Source organism: Burkholderia sp. BCC1972, assembly GCF_905339605.1.
Classification (GTDB): Bacteria; Pseudomonadota; Gammaproteobacteria; order Burkholderiales; family Burkholderiaceae; genus Burkholderia.
Genome location: NZ_CAJPGH010000035.1, coordinates 23,185 through 41,297 on the forward strand (window position 1 = coordinate 23,185; position 18,113 = coordinate 41,297).

The following is an 18,113-nucleotide window of genomic DNA, read 5'->3' on the forward strand; positions in this document are numbered from 1 at the left end:
GCCATGGCTGCGCTGTCGGCCGGCCCTGTATCGGCTTTCGCCGTCGTCGACTGACGCAGCCGAACTGACCGCCGGCCGTGCCATATCGCTCGTCGGCCAGATCGCCAATTGTTCCGATATTTCAGGAATAAAAGCACCAAAGGCCGGCGGCGACCCATTATTCTCATATTTCAGGAACGGTAAACGAGTACGGCGGCGCATTCGCGCCGCCGTCCCATGGAGTCGCCGGATCACCTCCCTCGCGCCTTGATCCAGCCCCCTTTGATCAAAGCTGCCCCGCCGCCCCCGTCCACCGCAGGTAATCCCCACGCGTCCAGTCGAGCGACACGCCGACGCGCCTCGTGCCGGGCCGGATCTTCGGCTTGTACACCGACAGCGTCAGCGATTCCAGCGCCGGCCATTCACGGAACGACAGCACCGCGATATCGGCGACGAGCGTTTCGAGCAGCCGCGTATGCGGCTTGTGCGACAGGAACGACGCGACGCGCGCGCAATAGCCGTCGTAATCGATCCACTCGCCCTGCTCGCTCGGCTCGCAGCGATACCCGAGCCGCGCATCGATCACGATCGGCTGCGGCGCTTCATGCTCGTGCGCATGAATGCCGATCCGCGCGGGCACTTTCAGTTCGTCGACGAACACGCTCCAGCCGCGCCCGCGCAGGCGCGGCGCGTCGATCGCCACGAACGGTTCGTCGAACGGCTTCATGATGCGAGCGGCGCCGCGGCGTCGAGCATGATGCGCACGAAATAGTCGGCGAAGCTGCGGCGCAGGACGATCTCGAACGTGTCGTCGCCGGTCGGGATCAGCGTGATCGGCGACTTGAAGTAGTGCGACTGCGCACACTGGCCCGGCTTGAACACGCGCGGATGCAGGTCGAGCGGGCAGCCGCGCGCGATCACGTCGCGCACGCGTTCGCCGCTGATCTCGACGACCGTATAGCCGCTGCCGACATCGACGGCCGCCGCATACGAACCCTGCACGGCTTCCGCGAGCTTCGCTTCGAGCACGCCGGCCGGCACGGGCCCGTTCGAGCGCACGAGCCACTCGTCGGGGCCGAGCCACAGCACGTCGTACTCGGCGCCGCGCGCAACCGTGTTCGGCTCCGCGGGCGGCCGGCAGCCGACCACGCGCTCGAACGCGGCGACGAATGCCGGATCGCTCAACTCGCCGCGCACGTTGACGAGATCGAGGAACGGCCGCTCGCGCAGCGCGAACTTCTTCGATGCGCGTGCCTGGTGCGGCTTCAGCACGTCGGCCGCGCCGACGAACGGCGATTCAAGCGTCACGCCGCCCGCACCCGCCACCTGCGTCTGGTTTCTCGTTTCATTCCACATGCTGGCGCACCCCTTCGGTATCGTAGAAAACCGGGCTCGAGATCTTCGCGGTGATGCGGCGGCCGTTGGCCAGCGGAATCACGACGCTCTCGCCCATCTTGTTCAGGCCGCCCTTCACCACCGCGAGCGCGATCGAGCGCTTCAGGATCGGGCTGTAGTAGCTCGACGTCACGTGGCCGATCATCGGCGTCGGATCGACCGCCGACACCTGTGTGTCCTTGGCGATGATCTGCGCGCCTTCCGGCAGCACGAACTGTTCGTCTTCGGTCAGGAGGCCGACGAACTGCTTGCGGCCCTCCTTCGCCGTGTCCGACCGCGCGAGCGAGCGCTTGCCGAGGAAGTCCTTCGACTTCGCGACGACGCCGCCCATCCCGAGGTCGTACGGCGTGATCGAGCCGTCGGTATCCTGGCCGACGATGATGTAGCCCTTCTCCGCGCGCAACACGTGCATCGTCTCGGTGCCGTACGGCGTGATGTCGAACTCGGCGCCGGCCGCCATCAGCGCTTCCCACACCGCGCGGCCCGCGTTCGCCGGCACGTTCACTTCATAGGCCAGCTCGCCCGAGAAGCTGATCCGCATCACGCGCGCCTTCGCACCCGCGACGGTGCCGTTCCGGTAGCTCATGAACGGGAACGCTTCGTTGCCGAAGTCGATGTCCTGGCACACCTTCTGCACGACCTTGCGGCTCTTCGGGCCGACCACCGCGAACGTCGCCCAGTGATCGGTGACCGACGCGAGCCGCACCTTCATGTCGGGCCATTCGGTCTGCAGCCAGCGCTCGAGCCACGTGAGCACGCGCGCCGCGCCGCCGGTGGTGGTCGTCATCATGAAATGCTGGTCGGCGAGGCGCACGGTCACGCCGTCGTCGAACACCATCCCGTTTTCGTCGAGCATCAACCCGTAGCGGCACTTGCCCACTTCGAGCTTGTTCCACGGGTTCGTGTACATCCAGTTCAGCAGCTTCACCGCGTCCGGGCCCTGGATGTCGATCTTGCCGAGCGTCGACGCGTCGAGAATGCCGACGCTGTTGCGCACCGCGAGGCATTCGCGCTTCACGGCCGCATGGAGATCCTCGCCGTTCTTCGGGAAATACCACGGCCGCTTCCAGTTGCCGACGTCCTCGAACATCGCACCGTGCTCGACGTGCCATTCGTGCACGCAGGTCTTGCGGATCGGGTCGAGGAAATCGCCCGTCTCGCGGCCCGCGAACGTACCGAACGACACGGGCGTGTAGTTCGGGCGGAACGTCGTCGTGCCCGTTTCCGGAATCGTCTTGCCGAGCGCGCCCGCGAGGATCGCCATCCCGTTGATGTTGCCGAGCTTGCCCTGGTCGGTGCCGAAGCCCATCGCCGTGTAGCGCTTCACGTGCTCGACCGACTCGAAGCCTTCGCGCGCCGCGAGCAGGATGTCGGCGGCCGCCACGTCGTTCTGGAAGTCGACGAACTGCTTCGGCCCGCGTGCGGCTGCCTCGCGGCTGCCGACGAGCCACAACGGCTGCAGTGCGCCTTCGACGGTTTCGGCGACCTGCGGCGCGACCGGGCGCTGCGCGGCCGTGAAGCCCGCGGCCTTCGCGGCTTCCGCGCCGGCATCGACCGCGAGCCGCAGCGCACGGGCCAGCCCGAATTCGCCGGCTGCCGCACCGATGCTCGCTTCCGCCTGCACGGGCTTGCCCGGCAGGAAGCACGCCTTCTCGTCGTTCCAGCACGCCTTGCCGCCCGACTGCGCGAACAGGTGCAGCACGGGGCTGAAGCCGCCCGACATCGCGACGAGGTCGCACGGCAGCGTCTGCAGCTTGCCGCCGGTCTGGCCGTTCGAGTAGGACGCGACGTCGACCGACGATACGCGCCACTTGCCCGAAGCGGCCATCACGACCGCACCGCTCATCACCGTCACGCCCTGCCGCTTCGCAGCGGCCGGCAGCGCGCCGTTCGACGACGCACGCGAATCGACGACCGTCACCTTCGCGCCGCACGCCTTCAGGTCGAGTGCGGTCTGGTACGCACGGTCGTTGTTCGTGAACACGACTGCGTTGCGGCCCGGCAGCACACCGAAGCGATGCACGTAGGTGGAGACTGCGCCGGCCAGCATCACGCCCGGCAGGTCGTTGTTGCCGAACACGATCGGCCGCTCGTGCGCGCCGGTCGCGAGGATCACGCGCTTCGCGCGGACCTTCCACAGCAGCTCGCGCGTGCCCTTGCGCATCGATACCGGCAGGTGATCGGTCAGGCGCTGCGTGACCGTCACGAGGTTGTGGTCCTGGTAGCCGAACGCGGTGCTGCGCGACAGGATCGTCACGTCGGGCAGCTTGCGCAGTTCGGCCTCGATCTTCTCGACCCACTGCAGCGCGGGCTTCGCGTCGATCTCCGCGCGGCACGACAGCAGGCTGCCGCCGAGTTCGCGCTGGTCGTCGACGAGGATCACGCGGGCACCGGCGGTCGCTGCCGCATGCGCGGCGGCGAGGCCCGACGGGCCACCGCCGACCACGAGCACGTCGCAGTGCGCGTAGCACTTGTCGTAGCGATCGGCGTCGAGCACTTCAGGTGCCTTGCCGAGGCCGGCCGCTTCGCGGATCTTCTCTTCGTACTTCGGCCACATGTTGCGCGGCCACATGAACGTCTTGTAGTAGAACCCGGCCGGCATGAAGCGCGAGAACTTCTGGTTGATCGCGTACTTGTCGTTCTCGAGCGTCGGCTCGGCGTTCACGCTCGTCGCGACGAGCCCCTGGTACAGCTCGATCTCGGTCGCGCGTGCGTTCGGCACCGTGTACGGACCCGATTCGAGCTGCACGACGGCATTCGGTTCGGCCACATCCGCCGTCACGATCCCGCGCGGACGGTGGTACTTGAAGCTGCGCGCGACGAAGTGCACGCCGTTCGCGAGCAGCGCGGACGCGAGCGTGTCGCCCTGGAAGCCCTGATACGTGCGGCCGTTGAACGTGAACGTCAACGGAATCGCGCGATTGATGCGGCCACCGGTGCCGAGGCGGTCTTTCTGGCTCATTTGCTCGTACCCTCTTCGTGTGCGTTGCCGGCAGCCGCGCTACCGAACTTTTCGTAGCCCTTGATATCGTAGGTCACCGTATCGCGCGTGACCTTGAACCAGCGGCGGCAGCCCTGCGTGTGCAGCCATTGCTCCTTGTGCAGCCCGCGCTTGTTCTCGCGCATGAACACGTACTCGCCCCATTCACGGTCGGTCATGTTCTCGTTGTTGACGGGGCGCACGATGTCGGCTTCGCCGCCGCACGAGAACTCGGATTCGGCGCGCGGCCCGCACCACGGACATTCGATCAGCAACATGTTTCTTTCTCCTTCAGTGCGGTTAGTGCGCGACGGCGGCTGCGCCGTGCTCGTCGATCAGGTGGCCCGTGTAGAAGCGGTCGAGCGCGAACGGCGCGTTCAGCGGATGCGGTTCGTCACGCGCGATCGTGTGCGCGAACACCCAGCCCGAGCCGGGCGTCGCCTTGAAGCCGCCGGTACCCCAGCCGCAGTTGAAATAGAGGCCCTTCACGTCGGTCTTGGTGATGATCGGGCATGCATCCGGCGACACGTCGACGATGCCGCCCCACTGGCGGTTCATCCGCACGCGCGAGAACACCGGGAACATCTCGACGATCGCCTGCAGCGTGCTTTCGATGATGTGGAAGCTGCCGCGCTGGCCGAAGCCCGTGTACTGGTCGATGCCCGCGCCGATCACGAGGTCGCCCTTGTCGGACTGGCTGATGTACGCGTGCACCGCGTTCGACATGATCACCGAGTTGACGACCGGCTTGATCGGCTCGGACACCAGCGCCTGCAGCGGGTGGCTTTCGATCGGCAAGCGCACGCCGGCCATGTCGGCGAGCGTCGTCGTGTTGCCGGCCGCGACCACCGCGACCTTCTTCGCCTTGATGAAGCCCTTCACCGTATCGACGCCGACCACCGCGCCGCCTTCACGACGGATGCCCGTCACCTGGCAGTTCTGGATGATGTCGACGCCGGCGCGGTCCGCGCCGCGCGCGAAGCCCCACGCCACCGCATCGTGACGCGCGACGCCCGCACGGCGCTGGATCGATGCGCCGAGCACCGGGTAGCGGCTGTTCAGGTTGATCGTCGGCTCGATTTCCTTGATCTGCGCGGGCGTCAGGAATTCCGCGTCGACGCCGTTCAGCCGGTTCGCGTTCACGCGGCGCTCGGTGTCACGCACGTCCTGCAGCGTGTGGGCCAGGTTCATCACGCCGCGCTGGCTGAACATCACGTTGTAGTTCAGGTCCTGCGACAGCCCTTCCCACAGCTTCATCGCCTTCTCGTACAGCGCGGCCGATTCGTCCCACAGATAGTTCGAGCGCACGATCGTCGTGTTGCGCGCGGTGTTGCCGCCGCCGATCCAGCCCTTCTCGAGGATCGCGACGTTCGTGATGCCGTGTTCCTTCGCGAGGTAGTACGCGGTCGCGAGGCCGTGGCCGCCGCCGCCGACGATCACGACGTCGTATTCCTTCTTCGGCTCCGGGCTCTTCCACTGCTTTTCCCAGTTCTCGTGATACGAGAGACCGTTGCGGAACAGGCTGAATATCGAGTAGCGGCTCATGTTGTGGTCCTTCGTTAGCATTCGATGACGTTCACGGCGAGACCGCCGCGCGACGTTTCCTTGTATTTCGTCTTCATGTCGGCGCCGGTTTCGCGCATCGTCTTGATCACGGAATCGAGCGACACGTAGTGCTGGCCGTTGCCCTTGAGCGCCATGCGCGACGCGTTCAGCGCCTTGATCGCGCCCATCGCGTTGCGCTCGATGCACGGGATCTGCACGAGCCCGCCTACGGGATCGCAGGTCATCCCGAGGTTGTGCTCCATGCCGATCTCGGCCGCGTTCTCGACCTGGTCGGGCGTGCCGCCCATCACGGCGGCGAGCGCGGCGGCGGCCATCGAGCACGCGACGCCCACTTCGCCCTGGCAACCGACTTCCGCGCCGGAGATCGACGCCGTTTCCTTGTAGATGATCCCGATCGCCGCGGCCGTCAGCAGGAATTCGACGATGCCGGCTTCGTTCGAGCCCGGCACGAACTTCACGTAGTAGTGCAGCACCGCGGGAATCACGCCGGCCGCGCCGTTGGTCGGCGCGGTGACCACGCGGCCGCCGGCAGCGTTCTCCTCGTTCACGGCCATCGCATACAGGTTGACCCAGTCGAGCATCGACAGCGGGTCGCGCAGCGATTCTTCCGAACGGGCGCGCAGGTGGCGATTCATTTCGGCCGCGCGGCGCTTCACGCGCATCGGCCCCGGCAGGTCGCCCTCGACCTTGCAGCCGCGCTCGACGCAGGCGGCCATCGTGCGCCAGATCGCGAGCAGCCCGGCGCGCACTTCGTCGGCGGCGCGCAGCGCGCATTCGTTGCGCATCATCAGTTCGGCGATCGACAGCCCGTGCTCGCGGCACTGGCGCATCAGGTCGTCGCCGGTGCGGAACGGGTACGGCACCTCGACCGCCGCGCGCACGCCGTTCACGCGATCGCCGTCGCGGTTCACGACGAAGCCGCCGCCGACCGAGTAATACTCTTTCTCGACGAGCAGCTGGCCATGCTCGTCGAACGCCTGGAAGCGCATCCCGTTCGGGTGCACGATGCTCGTGCCGCTCATCAGCTTGCGAAAGAAGCCGATGTGCTCCTTTTCCTCGAAGCGCACCGTCTGCTTGCCGAGCAGCGACAGCGACTTTTCCGCGCGGATCGCGGCGAGGCGCGGCTCGATCAGGTCGGGATCGATCGTGTCGGGCAGGTGGCCCTCGAGGCCGAGCAGCACGGCCTTGTCGGTGCCGTGGCCCTTGCCGGTCGCGCCGAGCGAGCCGTACAGCTCGACCCGCACGCGGCGCACGAAGCCGAGCAGGTTCGCGTCCTCCACGTGCGACGCGAAGCGGCACGCGGCGATCATCGGGCCGACCGTATGCGAACTGGACGGGCCGATGCCGATCTTGAACAGGTCGAACGCGCTGACGTTCATCTGGCTTCCTCAGGGTGACATGCGTGGAATGACGTTGGGCACCAGTACATCAAAGCGTAAAATCGGCCGATAGAACAAAAACGGCATCGGCGTGGGATACCGCCGCCAAGCACCGTGCCGGCCGGCCCGAAAGTGCGTTTTGGCGATGGTTCGCGACGGAAAACCACAAGTCCGGCCTGGGCCGATCGGCGACGCTGGCTTCATCCGCGCCGCCTCCGGCAGCCGCAACCCGCAAACAGTGTGAAACGAGTGAGACCGCCTGCCCGGCGTGACGAGATTGGCCGCGATGACACCCGACGTACCCGCTTCCCCCCTCGCTGAACCCGCGCCGCGGCGCATCCGCTTCGGCATCGTGCTGCTGCCGAACTTCACGCTGACGGCGTTCTCCGGCTTCGTCGACATGCTGCGGCTGTCGGCCGACGACGGCGACTACAGCAAGCCCGTGCGCTGCGCCTGGAGCGTGATCGGCGAGACGCTCGCGCCGGTGCGCGCGAGCTGCGGGATCCAGATCACGCCGTGGGAGACGTTCGACGCGGCCGAGCCGTTCGACTATGTGGTGGTGGTCGGCGGGCTGCTGCATTCGGGGCCGCAGGCCGGGCCGGAAACGCTCGACTTCATCCGCCGCGCGGCGGCGGGCGGCGCAACGGTCGTCGGCATCTGCACCGGCGTGTTCACGCTGATGCGCGCCGGCGTGCTCGACGGCTACCGCACCTGCGTGAGCTGGTTCCACTACTGGGATTTCATCGAGCGCTTTCCGTCAGCCGATCCCGACCTGCTGATCGCCGACCGGCTGTTCGTGATCGACCGGCGCCGAATCACCTGCTCGGGCGGCCGCGCGTCGATCGACGTCGCCGCCGCGATCCTGCTGCGCCATTTCGATCACGCCACGGTGCAAAAGGCGCTGCGCATCCTGCTCGTCGGCGAGATGCAGAAAGGCAATGCGCCGCAGCCGCATCCGCCAGGCCTCGAGCCGGCGACGCACCCGAAGGTCAAGCGCGCGATTCTTCTGATGGAACAGCACGTGGGGCGCGCGCTGCCGCTCGAGGAGCTCGCGTGCAAGCTCGACCTGTCGACGCGGCAGCTCGAGCGGCTGTTCAAGGCCGAGACGGGCAAGAGCCCGCAGGCGTTCGCGAAGCAGGTGCGGCTGCGCACGGCCGCGTGGCTGCTGACGAGTTCGGACCGCACGGTGGCCGACATTGCGTCGAGCTGCGGATTCGCCGACGCATCGCACCTCGGGCGCGAATTCCGCAAGCAGTTCGGCGTGCCGCCGGCGACCTATCGCGAGCGTGGCGGTGACGTCGCCGAGGCCGGCGAACTGGCGACGGCCGACCCCGTCGAGGACATCGCCGACTGACGGCCGCGGGGCACGCGCCCCTTTCCCGATCGATCGTAGAACGACACACGTTCGCGCCGGTTTCGTCGCTTTTGGAACCGGTTTCATTCAATTTCGCCGACGTTGTCCACAGTAAATCGAGGGTTATCCCGGATGCTGATGCTCATTCAAATTTGTATGATGACCACATCACCTTACAAACCTGAGCATCATGTTCGAGAAAATCCCCGCCCGTGCGATGAGCGACCATGTCGCGCAGCAACTGCTCAAGCAGATCGAAGTCGGCAGTTTCTCGGCCACCGGCAAGCTGCCGACGGAAGCCGTGCTCGCGCAGGAATTCGGCGTGAGCCGCACCGTGATCCGCGAGGCGATCTCGCGGCTGAAGAACGAAGGCGTGGTCGAGCCGCGCCAGGGCAGCGGCGTGTTCGTGAACCAGCACGGCGCGATCCGGCCGCTGCGGATCGACTACGCGGAAGCCGTCGAGGCGAGCTCGCTGCCGCACCTGCTCGCGGTGCGCCGTGCGATCGAGGCTGAAGTCGCGGCCGAAGCCGCGCTGCACCACACCGCCGACGACATGGCCGACATCGACGACGCGCTGCGCAAGATCGACGATGCGGTGGCCGAAGGGCGCGACGGCGTCGCGGAAGACGTCGCATTCCACCGCACGATCGCGGCCGTCACCGGCAACCCGTATTTCCTGAAGACGCTGCAGTTCCTGAACCAGTACCTCGAAGCCGGCGTGAAGGTGACGCGCAGCAACGAAGCGACGCGCGAGGATTTCTCGCGGCAGGTGCGCGAGGAGCACGCGGCGATCGCCGACGCGATCCGCGCACGCGACCCGATGGCCGCCCGCAACGCAGCACGCACGCACATGTACAACGCGGCCCGCCGTCTCGCGGAAGCCGGCATCTGCTGAAGCCGGCGGCGCCCGCCGCCGTTGTCCAGAACCTCTACCGAATCGATCAAGGTTGACCATGTCACGAAATGTTGGAGTCATCGGCCTCGGCGCGATGGGCCTCGGCGTCGCCCGCTCGCTGCTGCGCGCCGGCCTGCGCGTCCACGCATGCGACGTGCGCGATACCGTGCTGCAGGCGTTCGCCGCCGAAGGCGGCGTGGCCTGCGCGACGCCGGCCGAACTCGGCGCGCAGTGCGACGTCGTCGTCACGCTCGTCGTCAATGCCGCGCAAACGGAAACGGTGCTGTTCGGCGAACACGGCGCGGTCGCCGCGATGAAGCCGGGCGGCGTCGTGATCGCGAGCGCGACCGTCGCGCCCGAATTCGCGGTCGCGCTCGGCGCCCGCATCGAGGCCGCCGGCCTGCAGATGCTCGACGCGCCCGTGTCCGGCGGCGCCGCGCGAGCGGCCTCCGGCGAGATGACGATGATGACGTCGGGCCCGGCCGCGGCCTATGCGGGCTGCGAAGACGTGCTCGCCGCGATCGCCGGCAAGGTGTACCGCCTCGGCGACGCGCACGGCATCGGCTCGAAAGTGAAGATCATCAACCAGCTACTGGCCGGCGTGCACATCGCGGCGGCGGCCGAAGCCATGGCGCTGGGCCTGCGCGAAGGCGTGGACGCCGACGCGCTGTACGACGTGATCACGCACAGCGCCGGCAACTCGTGGATGTTCGAGAACCGCGTGCCGCACATCCTGAACGGCGACTACACGCCGCTGTCGGCCGTCGACATCTTCGTGAAGGATCTCGGCCTCGTGCTCGATACCGCGCGCCGCAGCAAGTTCCCGCTGCCGCTGTCGGCTACCGCGCACCAGATGTTCATGAGCGCGTCGAGCGCCGGCCACGGCGGCGAAGACGATTCCGCCGTAATCAAGACTTTCCCCGGCATCACGCTGCCGCCCGCCCGCTGATTCGAACGACGTTCCTGCCATGACCGCTTCCGCTTTCCGTCCCCTGCTCGGCTGCATCGCCGACGATTTCACCGGCGCGACCGATCTCGCGAACATGCTCGTCAAGAGCGGCATGCGCACCGTGCAGACGATCGGCGTGCCCGCCGACGGCGCCGCGCTCGACACGGCAGCCGATGCCGACGCGATCGTCGTCGCGCTGAAGTCGCGCACGATCCCCGCGGCCGACGCCGTCGCGCAATCGCTCGCCGCGTACGAATGGCTGCGCGCGCAAGGCTGTCGCCAGTTCTTCTTCAAGTACTGCTCGACTTTCGACTCGACCGACGCGGGCAACATCGGGCCGGTGGCCGACGCGCTGCTCGACGCGGCCGGCGGCGGCTTCGCGATCGCGTGCCCGGCATTCCCCGAGAACGGCCGCACGATCTATCGCGGCCACCTGTTCGTCGGCGACGTGCTGCTGAACGAATCGGGCATGGAGCACCACCCGCTCACGCCGATGAAGGACGCGAACCTCGTGCGCGTGCTGCAGCGGCAGACGAAGTCGGCGGTCGGCCTGATCCGCTACGACACGATCGCGCTCGGCGCGGCCGCCGTCCGTACGCGGATCGAACAGCTGCGCGCGGAAGGCGCGCGCTTCGCGATCGCCGACGCGCTGTCGGACCGCGACCTCTACGTGCTCGGCGAAGCGTGCGCGGGCCTGCCGCTCGTCACCGGCGGCTCGGGCATCGCGCTCGGCCTGCCGGCGAATTTCCGCCGCGCGGAGCAACTGCCCGAGCGCGACGACGCGGCGGCGCTGCCGCGCATCGACGGGCTGTCGGCCGTGCTCGCCGGCAGCGCGTCGAAGGCCACCAACGCACAGGTCGCCACGTGGCGCGCGACGCGGCCGAGCTTTCGCATCGATCCGCTCGCGGCGGCGCGCGGCGAACCCGTCGTCGACCAGGCGCTCGCCTTCGCGCGCTCGCACCTGCCGCAGCCCGTGCTGATCTATGCAACGGCCACGCCCGACGAAGTGAAGACCGTGCAGCAGGCGCTCGGCGTCGAAGCGGCCGGCCATCTCGTCGAAAGCACGCTCGCGGCGATCGCACGCGGCCTGCGCGAACTCGGCGTGCGCAAGTTCGTCGTCGCGGGCGGCGAAACGTCCGGTGCGGTCGTGCAGGCGCTCGACGTGAAGGCGCTGCAGATCGGCGCGCAAATCGATCCGGGCGTGCCGGCCACGGCCACCATCGACGCGCAGCCGCTCGGCCTCGCGCTGAAATCCGGCAACTTCGGCACCACGGACTTTTTCGACAAGGCGCTGCGCGCGCTGGACGGAGCCGCACGATGAGCGACGAAGCGAAACTGCGCGAAGAAATCTGCGTGGTCGGCGCGAGCCTGTATGCGCGCGGCCATGCGGTCGGCAGCGCCGGCAACATCAGCGCGCGCCTGAACGACGGCTGGCTGATCACGCCGACCGACGCCTGCCTCGGCCGGCTCGACCCGAACGACATCGCGAAGGTCGGCGCGGACGGCCAGCCCGTATCGGGCGGCAAGCCGTCGAAGACGCTCACGCTGCATCGCGGCATCTATGCACGCAACGCGGAAGCGAACGGCATCGTCCACACGCATTCGACGCACCTCGTCGCGCTGACGCTCGCGGGCGTGTGGCGCGACACCGACGTGCTGCCGCCGATCACGCCGTACTACGTGATGAAGGTCGGCCACATTCCGCTGATCCGCTACCGCCGCCCCGGCGACCCGGCCGTCGCGGCCGAAGTCGCGGCGCTGGCCGACCAGGTGCGCGGCGTGCTGCTCGACCGCCTCGGCCCCGTGATGTGGGGGCCGTCGGTATCGCAGGCGTCGTATGCACTCGAAGAGCTCGAGGAAACGGCGCGGCTGTGGCTGATGACGCAGCCGAAGCCCGAGCCGCTGCCCGACGCCGCGCTCGACGAACTGCGCCGGACCTTCGGCGCGCGCTGGTAGCCCGGCGCACATCGCACGAATCGTGCGGCAATTCTTCATGCAGGACTGCAAACCGATTTCCTGCCCGCCGTGTGCGCGGGCCCTTCCGTCAGCACACACACGATCCGGCGGCGTACGCGCCACCGGCACATAACATCATTGGAGACGACGATGACTGCTCTCGACGCGGCCGCAAGCCGCTCGCCCGCCGCGCCCGCCCGTGCGGCCGAACTCGACCGCACCTACAAGAAAGTGTTCTGGCGCATCGTGCCGTTCCTGATGCTCTGCTACGTGGTCGCCTACCTCGACCGCGTGAACGTCGGCTTCGCCAAGCTGCAGATGTCGCAGGACCTCGCGTTCAGCGAAACCGTGTTCGGGCTCGGCGCGGGCATCTTCTTCGTCGGCTATTTCCTGTTCGAACTGCCGAGCAACCTGCTGATGCACCGCATCGGCGCGCGCATCTGGATCGCGCGGATCATGATCACGTGGGGCCTGCTGTCCGCGCTGTTCGCGTTCGTGAAGACGCCGACGCAGTTCTACGTGCTGCGCTTCCTGCTCGGCCTCGCGGAAGCCGGCTTCTATCCCGGCGTGATCCTGTACCTCACGTACTGGTTCCCGTCGCATCGCCGCGCGAAGATCATCGCGGTGTTCATGTCCGCGATCCCCGTGTCGGGCATCTTCGGCAACCCGCTGTCGGGCTGGATCATGGAGCGCTTCCACGGCGGCTCGGGCTTCCACGGCTGGCAATGGATGTTCATGATCGAAGCCGTGCCGGCCGTGCTGGTCGGCATCGCGACGATCCTGTATCTCGACAACAGCATTCGCAGCGCGAAATGGCTCGACGAGCGCGAGAAGCAGCTCCTCGAGGACGAGATCGCCGCGCAGCCGCAGGAACAGCAGAAGGACGGCCACTCGCTGAAGGCCGTGTTCTCGGACCCGCGCATGTGGTGGATGTCGCTGATCTACTTCGCGTTCGTCACGGGCCAGTACGGCCTCACGTTCTGGATGCCGACGCTCGTGAAATCGACCGGCATCACCGATACGCTTCAGATCGGCCTGCTGTCGGCGATCCCGTTCGTCGTCGCGATCGTCGTGATGAACCTGTTCGGCCACAGCGCGGACAAGCGCCGCGAACGCCGCTGGCACCTGATCGTGCCGGCGCTGATGGGCGCGGTCGGGTTTGCGGTCGCCGCGTCGTACTCGCACAATACGGCGGTGTCGATCGTGTTCCTGTCGCTCGCGGCAGGCGGCGTGCTGACCTGCGCACCGCTGTTCTGGTCGCTGCCGACCGCGTTCCTCGCGGGCTCCGCGGCCGCGGCCGGAATCGCGATCATCAACTCGGTCGGCAACCTCGCCGGTTTCGCGAGCCCGTACGTGATCGGCTACCTGAAGGACGCCACGCACAGCACCGCATCCGGCATGTACGTGCTGGCCGCGATGCTCGTGATCGGTGCGATCGCCGTGTGGCTCACGCCCGCGAAACTCGTGAACCGCTGATCCGGCCGCCTTCATTCGACGCGGGGTGCACGACGCCCCGCCCCACTCGTTCACAGGACCCGCTGCCATGCCACGCTTCGCCGCCAACCTCTCGATGATGTACACCGAGCATGCGTTCCTCGACCGCTTCGCCGCTGCCTCGTACGACGGCTTCAAGGCCGTCGAGTACCTGTTCCCGTACGACTTCGCCGCCGAGGACATCCGCGCGCGCCTCGACGCGCACAACCTCGAACAGGCGCTGTTCAACGCGCCGCCGGGCGACTGGGCCGCGGGCGAACGCGGCATCGCGTCGCTGCCGGGCCGCGAGGACGAGTTCCGCCGTGGCATCGACCAGGCGCTCGACTATGCACGCGTGCTCGGCAACAGGAAGCTGCACGTGATGGCCGGCATGGTCGCGCCGGGCGCCGACCGTGCGCGCCATCGCGACACCTACCTCGCGAACCTGCGCCATGCGGCCCAGGCCGCCGCCGCGCACGGCATCACGATCCTGATCGAGCCGATCAACCAGCGCGACATGCCCGGCTATTTCCTGAGCCGCCAGGACGACGCACAGGCGATCTGCGCGGAAGTCGGCGCGCCGAACCTGAAGGTGCAGTTCGACTGCTACCACTGCCAGATCGTCGAAGGCGATCTCGCGATGAAACTGAAGCGCGATTTCGCGGGCATCGGCCACATCCAGATCGCCGGCGTGCCCGAGCGCCACGAGCCGGACATCGGCGAACTCAACTACCCGTACCTGTTCGCGCTGATCGACACGCTCGGCTACGACGGCTGGATCGGCTGCGAGTACCGCCCGAAGGCCGGCACGTCGGAAGGCCTCGGCTGGCTGAAGCCGTACCTGTAATTCAAAGCATTCCTCAGAGGGCAACGAACATGAAAGTACTGATCACCGGCGGCGCCGGTTTTCTGGGCCAGCGTCTCGCGCGCAAGCTGCTCGAGCGCGGTGAACTGACCGGCCCCGACGGCCGGACCGGCAGGATCGACGAGCTGGTGCTGCTCGACGTCGTCAAGGGCAGCGACTTCGGCGATGCACGCGTGACGTCGATCGTCGGCGACATCGCCGATCGCACGGTGCTCGAAAGCGCGATCGACACGCAGACGGGCGCGATCTTCCACCTCGCGGCGATCGTCAGCGGGCAGGCCGAAGCCGATTTCGATCTCGGCATGCGGATCAACCTCGACGCGTCGCGCACGCTGCTCGAAGTGTGCCGTGCACGCGGCCACCAGCCGCGCGTCGTGTTCACGAGCTCCGTCGCGGTGTATGGTGGCGCGCTGCCCGACGTCGTGCAGGACGACACCGCGCTGAACCCGCAATCGTCTTACGGCGCCGAGAAGGCGATCGCCGAGCTGCTGCTGTGCGACTACGCGCGGCGCGGCTTCGTCGACGGCCGCGTGCTGCGGCTGCCGACGATCAGCGTGCGGCCGGGCCGCCCGAACGCCGCCGCCTCGTCGTTCGCGAGCGGCATCATCCGCGAACCGCTGAACGGCGAGGAAAGCGTGTGCCCGGTGCCCGGTTCGACGCGGCTGTGGCTGCTGTCGCCGCGCGGCGCGATCGAAGCGCTCGTCGCCGGTTGCGAGATCGATAGCGCGAAGCTCGGCAACAAGCGCGTGATCAACCTGCCGGGCTTGTCGGTCTCGGTCGACGAGATGATCGAAGCGCTGCGCGAAGTCGCCGGCGACGACGTCGTGAAGTTGATCCGCCATGCGCCCGACGAGCGTGTCGAGAAGATCGTCGGCAGCTGGCCGGGCCGCTGGGACACGTCGCGTGCGGAAGCGCTCGGGCTGAAGGGCGATACGTCGTTCGCCGACGTGATCCGCAGCCATATCGCCGACGAACGGCGCTGAATCGCGCGCCGCGTCGCGCCCGGTTGCGTCAACGCGGCCGGGCGGATTTCCCGATGGGCAGCGACGCGGGCTTCGTGCCGCCCGGCCGGTTCGACGACCCGGCCGCCCACTGCCATGCGAGCAGGCCCGGCAGATAGAACAGCAGGTCGCGCACGCGGCGGGCGCCGGCCAGCGCGAGGCAGGTCGGCGGGTCGAACCCGAGCAGCCCGCCGATCAGCACGAACCCGCCCTCCTGCACGCCCAGGCCGCCCGGCATCAGGAACGCGATGCTGCTCACGAGCTGGATCAGCGCCTCGATCGCGAGCGCCTGCGCAAAGGTCGGATCGGCACCGAGAAAATACAGCGCCAGCCAGATTTCCAGCGCATAGCCCACGAACTGCAGCGTCTGCCAGATCCCCAGGTAGCGCACGACGACCCCCGTCTTTCTCCAGATCAACCGGATCGACTGATCGGTCCGCGCCGATTCGCCGACCAGCGCGACCACCTTGCCGCTCGTGACGCGGTTGAGCACGCGCATGGCGCGCTCGAACGGCCGCGCATGCTGCACCAGCGCGAACAGCAGCAGCACCGGCACCAGCGCGGCCATGCCGATCGCGAGGTGCGCGGCCACCCGCGCGGCATCGGACGACACGTGTTCGAGCACGTAGCCGATCGCGACCAGCGCGAAGATCAACTGGCTGATCAGCGTCAGCTGCATGTCGGCGACGAGGCTGGCCACGGCGGTCGCCGGGCGCACGCCGGCCTGCCGCAGCATGCCGAACGACACGATCTCGCCGCCGATGCGCGCCACCGGCAGCAATCCGTTGATCGATTCGCGGATCCACACGACCTTCAGCATCGTCATGAACGACGGCCGGCGCGGGCCGCGGATCAGCATCCGCCAGTCCCACGCGTTCGCGAGCATCGGCAGGATGTGCGCGAGCGCGGCGACCAGCAGGCCGGCGCCGGCGATCTGCAGGCGATGCAGGATATCCAGCGGATGTTCGCGCCAGATCAGCCACACGGCGAGCGCCAGTCCGCCGAGCGCCGCCGCGCGCCCCGCATGGCGAAGCCGTGCGTCGCCGCGCGTGGCGCCCCGGTCCGCAGGGGCGGCGTCGGTGTTCGTCCCGGTCGTCACGATTCACCCGCCGGCGACAGCAGGCCTTCGCGGTCGACGCGAAAGCGCGTGCCGCGCCACACGACATGCGACGAGAAGAAGCTCGATACGAAGATCAGGAATTGCAGCAGATCGACGAACGGCAGCCAGCCTGCGCCGCGCAGGCCGGCGCCGGTTGCGCGGCTCGTTCGCAGCATCAGGAGTGTGCGCGCCGCCAGCGCCGCGACCGTCAGCGCGCACGCGACGGCCGCGCCACCGGAGAACAGCAGCGCCAGCAGCGCGAGCGGCAGCGGGTGCATCAGCACCGACCCCGCATGACCGAGCCGGTCCGCCGCGCGGATCGTGCAGCTCCAGCGCAATTCGTGCGCGTACAGCCGGGCGAAGGTCTCTTCGACACAGGCGTGCCCGACCACGAACGGCGGAATGACGACCTGCGCGCCCGCTTGCCGCACCGCTTCGCCGAGTGCGTGATCTTCCGCGAGGTGATGCGCGAAACGCGTCAGCCCGCCGATGCGTTCGAGCGTCTCGCGCGTGATCGCAATCGTCTGCCCGAAGCACGGCCGCGCACGCCCGATGAAGAGCCCGGTGATCACGCCCGGCAGGAAATGGTAGTTCGTCATCGCGACGGCGACTCCGGGCCAGAATCCCGGCGACGCGACGCCGCGATAGACGCTCGTCACGATGCCGACATCCGGCTGCTGTAGCGCGCCGACGACGGCGCGCAGATAATCGCGCTCGACCACCACGTCGCTGTCGGCAAGGCAGAGCACCGAATGCTCCGCGTGTTCGAGCATGTTCACGAGATTGGCGATCTTGCGGTTCGGCCCGTACAGCCGTGCATCGGCCACGACCTTGATGTTCGCATCCGGGTAGCGTGCGCGCAACGTCTCGACGGCCGCCAGTGCGGCGTCGTTCGCATCGTGCACGCCGAACAGGTGCTGGACCGGCCCTGGATAATTCTGCGCGAAGAAGCTTTCGAGATGCTGTACGAGATCCCATTCGTCGCCGTGCAGCGGCTTCGCGACGGTGACGCCCGGAAACGTGCGCGGCTCCGCCGCCGCCCGCGAAAAGAACCGGCCGACCAGCACGCTGGCCGTGAGCGTGTACGCAATGCCCAGCACCACGCCCAACCCGCAGACGAACGACATTGCCTCGGCCAGCGCACGCAGCACATGCAGCAAAACCATGCTTCTCCCCAGTGGTGACCCGTACGACCGCGACGCCCGGGAAAGGCGGCGCGCAC

At 67.9% G+C, this 18,113-nt stretch carries 16 protein-coding genes; 8 read left to right on the top strand and 8 right to left on the bottom strand.

Translation table 11 applies throughout. The features are described 5' to 3' along the window. Positions 1-265 precede the first annotated feature (265 nt). The 6 genes from U5798_RS33125 to U5798_RS33150 are packed head-to-tail and all read right to left on the bottom strand — an operon-like array spanning position 266 to position 7,299. On the bottom strand, positions 266-706 hold the full coding sequence (locus U5798_RS33125) for a dihydroneopterin aldolase (RefSeq protein ID WP_322084464.1): 441 nt from the start codon (positions 704-706) through the stop codon (positions 266-268). Then, complete coding sequence (locus U5798_RS33130) at positions 703-1,335, bottom strand: sarcosine oxidase subunit gamma (RefSeq protein WP_322084465.1); 633 nt, start codon at positions 1,333-1,335, stop codon at positions 703-705. Before U5798_RS33130 ends, U5798_RS33125 begins: the two co-directional genes overlap by 4 nt. After that, positions 1,325-4,336, bottom strand: a complete 3,012-nt coding sequence (locus tag U5798_RS33135; RefSeq protein ID WP_322084466.1) for a sarcosine oxidase subunit alpha family protein — start codon at positions 4,334-4,336, stop codon at positions 1,325-1,327. The genes U5798_RS33130 and U5798_RS33135 overlap by 11 nt, the downstream gene beginning before the upstream one ends. Continuing rightward, complete coding sequence (locus tag U5798_RS33140; RefSeq protein ID WP_124456445.1) at positions 4,333-4,632, bottom strand: sarcosine oxidase subunit delta; 300 nt, start codon at positions 4,630-4,632, stop codon at positions 4,333-4,335. The genes U5798_RS33135 and U5798_RS33140 overlap by 4 nt, the downstream gene beginning before the upstream one ends. A gap of 22 nt (positions 4,633-4,654) precedes the next feature. After that, the gene (locus U5798_RS33145) at positions 4,655-5,899 is read right to left on the bottom strand and encodes a sarcosine oxidase subunit beta family protein (RefSeq protein WP_006480591.1); all 1,245 of its coding nucleotides are present in this window, start codon (positions 5,897-5,899) and stop codon (positions 4,655-4,657) included. A 14-nt stretch (positions 5,900-5,913) separates the two neighbouring features. Then, positions 5,914-7,299, bottom strand: coding sequence for an L-serine ammonia-lyase (locus U5798_RS33150; RefSeq protein WP_124456446.1), 1,386 nt, complete (start codon positions 7,297-7,299; stop codon positions 5,914-5,916). Between the two features lie 286 nt (positions 7,300-7,585). Between U5798_RS33150 and U5798_RS33155 the strand changes: the two genes are divergently transcribed. The 8 genes from U5798_RS33155 to denD all read left to right on the top strand — a co-directional run bounded on the left by U5798_RS33155 (position 7,586) and on the right by denD (position 15,774). Next, entirely contained in the window at positions 7,586-8,653 is a 1,068-nt protein-coding gene (locus U5798_RS33155; RefSeq protein WP_124456447.1) for a GlxA family transcriptional regulator, read from the top strand. Between the two features lie 190 nt (positions 8,654-8,843). Continuing rightward, positions 8,844-9,548, top strand: a complete 705-nt coding sequence (locus U5798_RS33160; protein WP_322084467.1) for a FadR/GntR family transcriptional regulator — start codon at positions 8,844-8,846, stop codon at positions 9,546-9,548. A gap of 58 nt (positions 9,549-9,606) precedes the next feature. Continuing rightward, positions 9,607-10,497 (top strand): L-threonate dehydrogenase, encoded by an 891-nt coding sequence (gene ltnD / locus U5798_RS33165; protein WP_059239096.1) that lies wholly within the window; start codon positions 9,607-9,609, stop codon positions 10,495-10,497. 19 nt (positions 10,498-10,516) lie between these two features. After that, the gene (gene otnK, locus U5798_RS33170) at positions 10,517-11,818 is read left to right on the top strand and encodes a 3-oxo-tetronate kinase (RefSeq protein WP_322084468.1); all 1,302 of its coding nucleotides are present in this window, start codon (positions 10,517-10,519) and stop codon (positions 11,816-11,818) included. Then, positions 11,815-12,453, top strand: a complete 639-nt coding sequence (locus U5798_RS33175) for an aldolase (RefSeq protein WP_124456450.1) — start codon at positions 11,815-11,817, stop codon at positions 12,451-12,453. Before otnK ends, U5798_RS33175 begins: the two co-directional genes overlap by 4 nt. A 150-nt stretch (positions 12,454-12,603) precedes the next feature. Continuing rightward, positions 12,604-13,929, top strand: a complete 1,326-nt coding sequence (locus U5798_RS33180) for an MFS transporter (RefSeq protein WP_322084469.1) — start codon at positions 12,604-12,606, stop codon at positions 13,927-13,929. 67 nt (positions 13,930-13,996) lie between these two features. Continuing rightward, on the top strand, positions 13,997-14,773 hold the full coding sequence (gene otnI / locus U5798_RS33185) for a 2-oxo-tetronate isomerase (RefSeq protein ID WP_322084470.1): 777 nt from the start codon (positions 13,997-13,999) through the stop codon (positions 14,771-14,773). Positions 14,774-14,802: 29 nt separating this feature from the next. Then, complete coding sequence (gene denD / locus U5798_RS33190; RefSeq protein WP_322084471.1) at positions 14,803-15,774, top strand: D-erythronate dehydrogenase; 972 nt, start codon at positions 14,803-14,805, stop codon at positions 15,772-15,774. 28 nt (positions 15,775-15,802) lie between these two features. On the opposite strand, the gene U5798_RS33195 is transcribed toward denD, so the two are convergent. Then, positions 15,803-16,891, bottom strand: a complete 1,089-nt coding sequence (locus tag U5798_RS33195) for a lysylphosphatidylglycerol synthase domain-containing protein (RefSeq protein WP_322084472.1) — start codon at positions 16,889-16,891, stop codon at positions 15,803-15,805. Next, a complete protein-coding gene (hpnI, locus tag U5798_RS33200) occupies positions 16,888-18,057 on the bottom strand; it encodes a bacteriohopanetetrol glucosamine biosynthesis glycosyltransferase HpnI (RefSeq protein WP_322084473.1) in 1,170 nt (389 codons plus the stop codon). The genes U5798_RS33195 and hpnI overlap by 4 nt, the downstream gene beginning before the upstream one ends. Positions 18,058-18,113: the final 56 nt, after the last annotated feature.

Coding starts and splice junctions, on each gene's coding strand:
- U5798_RS33135 (WP_322084466.1), bottom strand. CDS start 4,336: ATGAGCCAGAAAGACCGCCTCGGCACCGGTGGCCGCATCAATCGCGCG.
- otnK (WP_322084468.1), top strand. CDS start 10,517: ATGACCGCTTCCGCTTTCCGTCCCCTGCTCGGCTGCATCGCCGACGAT.
- U5798_RS33130 (WP_322084465.1), bottom strand. CDS start 1,335: ATGTGGAATGAAACGAGAAACCAGACGCAGGTGGCGGGTGCGGGCGGC.
- U5798_RS33155 (WP_124456447.1), top strand. CDS start 7,586: ATGACACCCGACGTACCCGCTTCCCCCCTCGCTGAACCCGCGCCGCGG.
- U5798_RS33145 (WP_006480591.1), bottom strand. CDS start 5,899: ATGAGCCGCTACTCGATATTCAGCCTGTTCCGCAACGGTCTCTCGTAT.
- otnI (WP_322084470.1), top strand. CDS start 13,997: ATGCCACGCTTCGCCGCCAACCTCTCGATGATGTACACCGAGCATGCG.
- U5798_RS33125 (WP_322084464.1), bottom strand. CDS start 706: ATGAAGCCGTTCGACGAACCGTTCGTGGCGATCGACGCGCCGCGCCTG.
- denD (WP_322084471.1), top strand. CDS start 14,803: ATGAAAGTACTGATCACCGGCGGCGCCGGTTTTCTGGGCCAGCGTCTC.
- U5798_RS33150 (WP_124456446.1), bottom strand. CDS start 7,299: ATGAACGTCAGCGCGTTCGACCTGTTCAAGATCGGCATCGGCCCGTCC.
- hpnI (WP_322084473.1), bottom strand. CDS start 18,057: ATGGTTTTGCTGCATGTGCTGCGTGCGCTGGCCGAGGCAATGTCGTTC.
- U5798_RS33175 (WP_124456450.1), top strand. CDS start 11,815: ATGAGCGACGAAGCGAAACTGCGCGAAGAAATCTGCGTGGTCGGCGCG.
- U5798_RS33160 (WP_322084467.1), top strand. CDS start 8,844: ATGTTCGAGAAAATCCCCGCCCGTGCGATGAGCGACCATGTCGCGCAG.
- U5798_RS33180 (WP_322084469.1), top strand. CDS start 12,604: ATGACTGCTCTCGACGCGGCCGCAAGCCGCTCGCCCGCCGCGCCCGCC.
- U5798_RS33140 (WP_124456445.1), bottom strand. CDS start 4,632: ATGTTGCTGATCGAATGTCCGTGGTGCGGGCCGCGCGCCGAATCCGAG.
- ltnD (WP_059239096.1), top strand. CDS start 9,607: ATGTCACGAAATGTTGGAGTCATCGGCCTCGGCGCGATGGGCCTCGGC.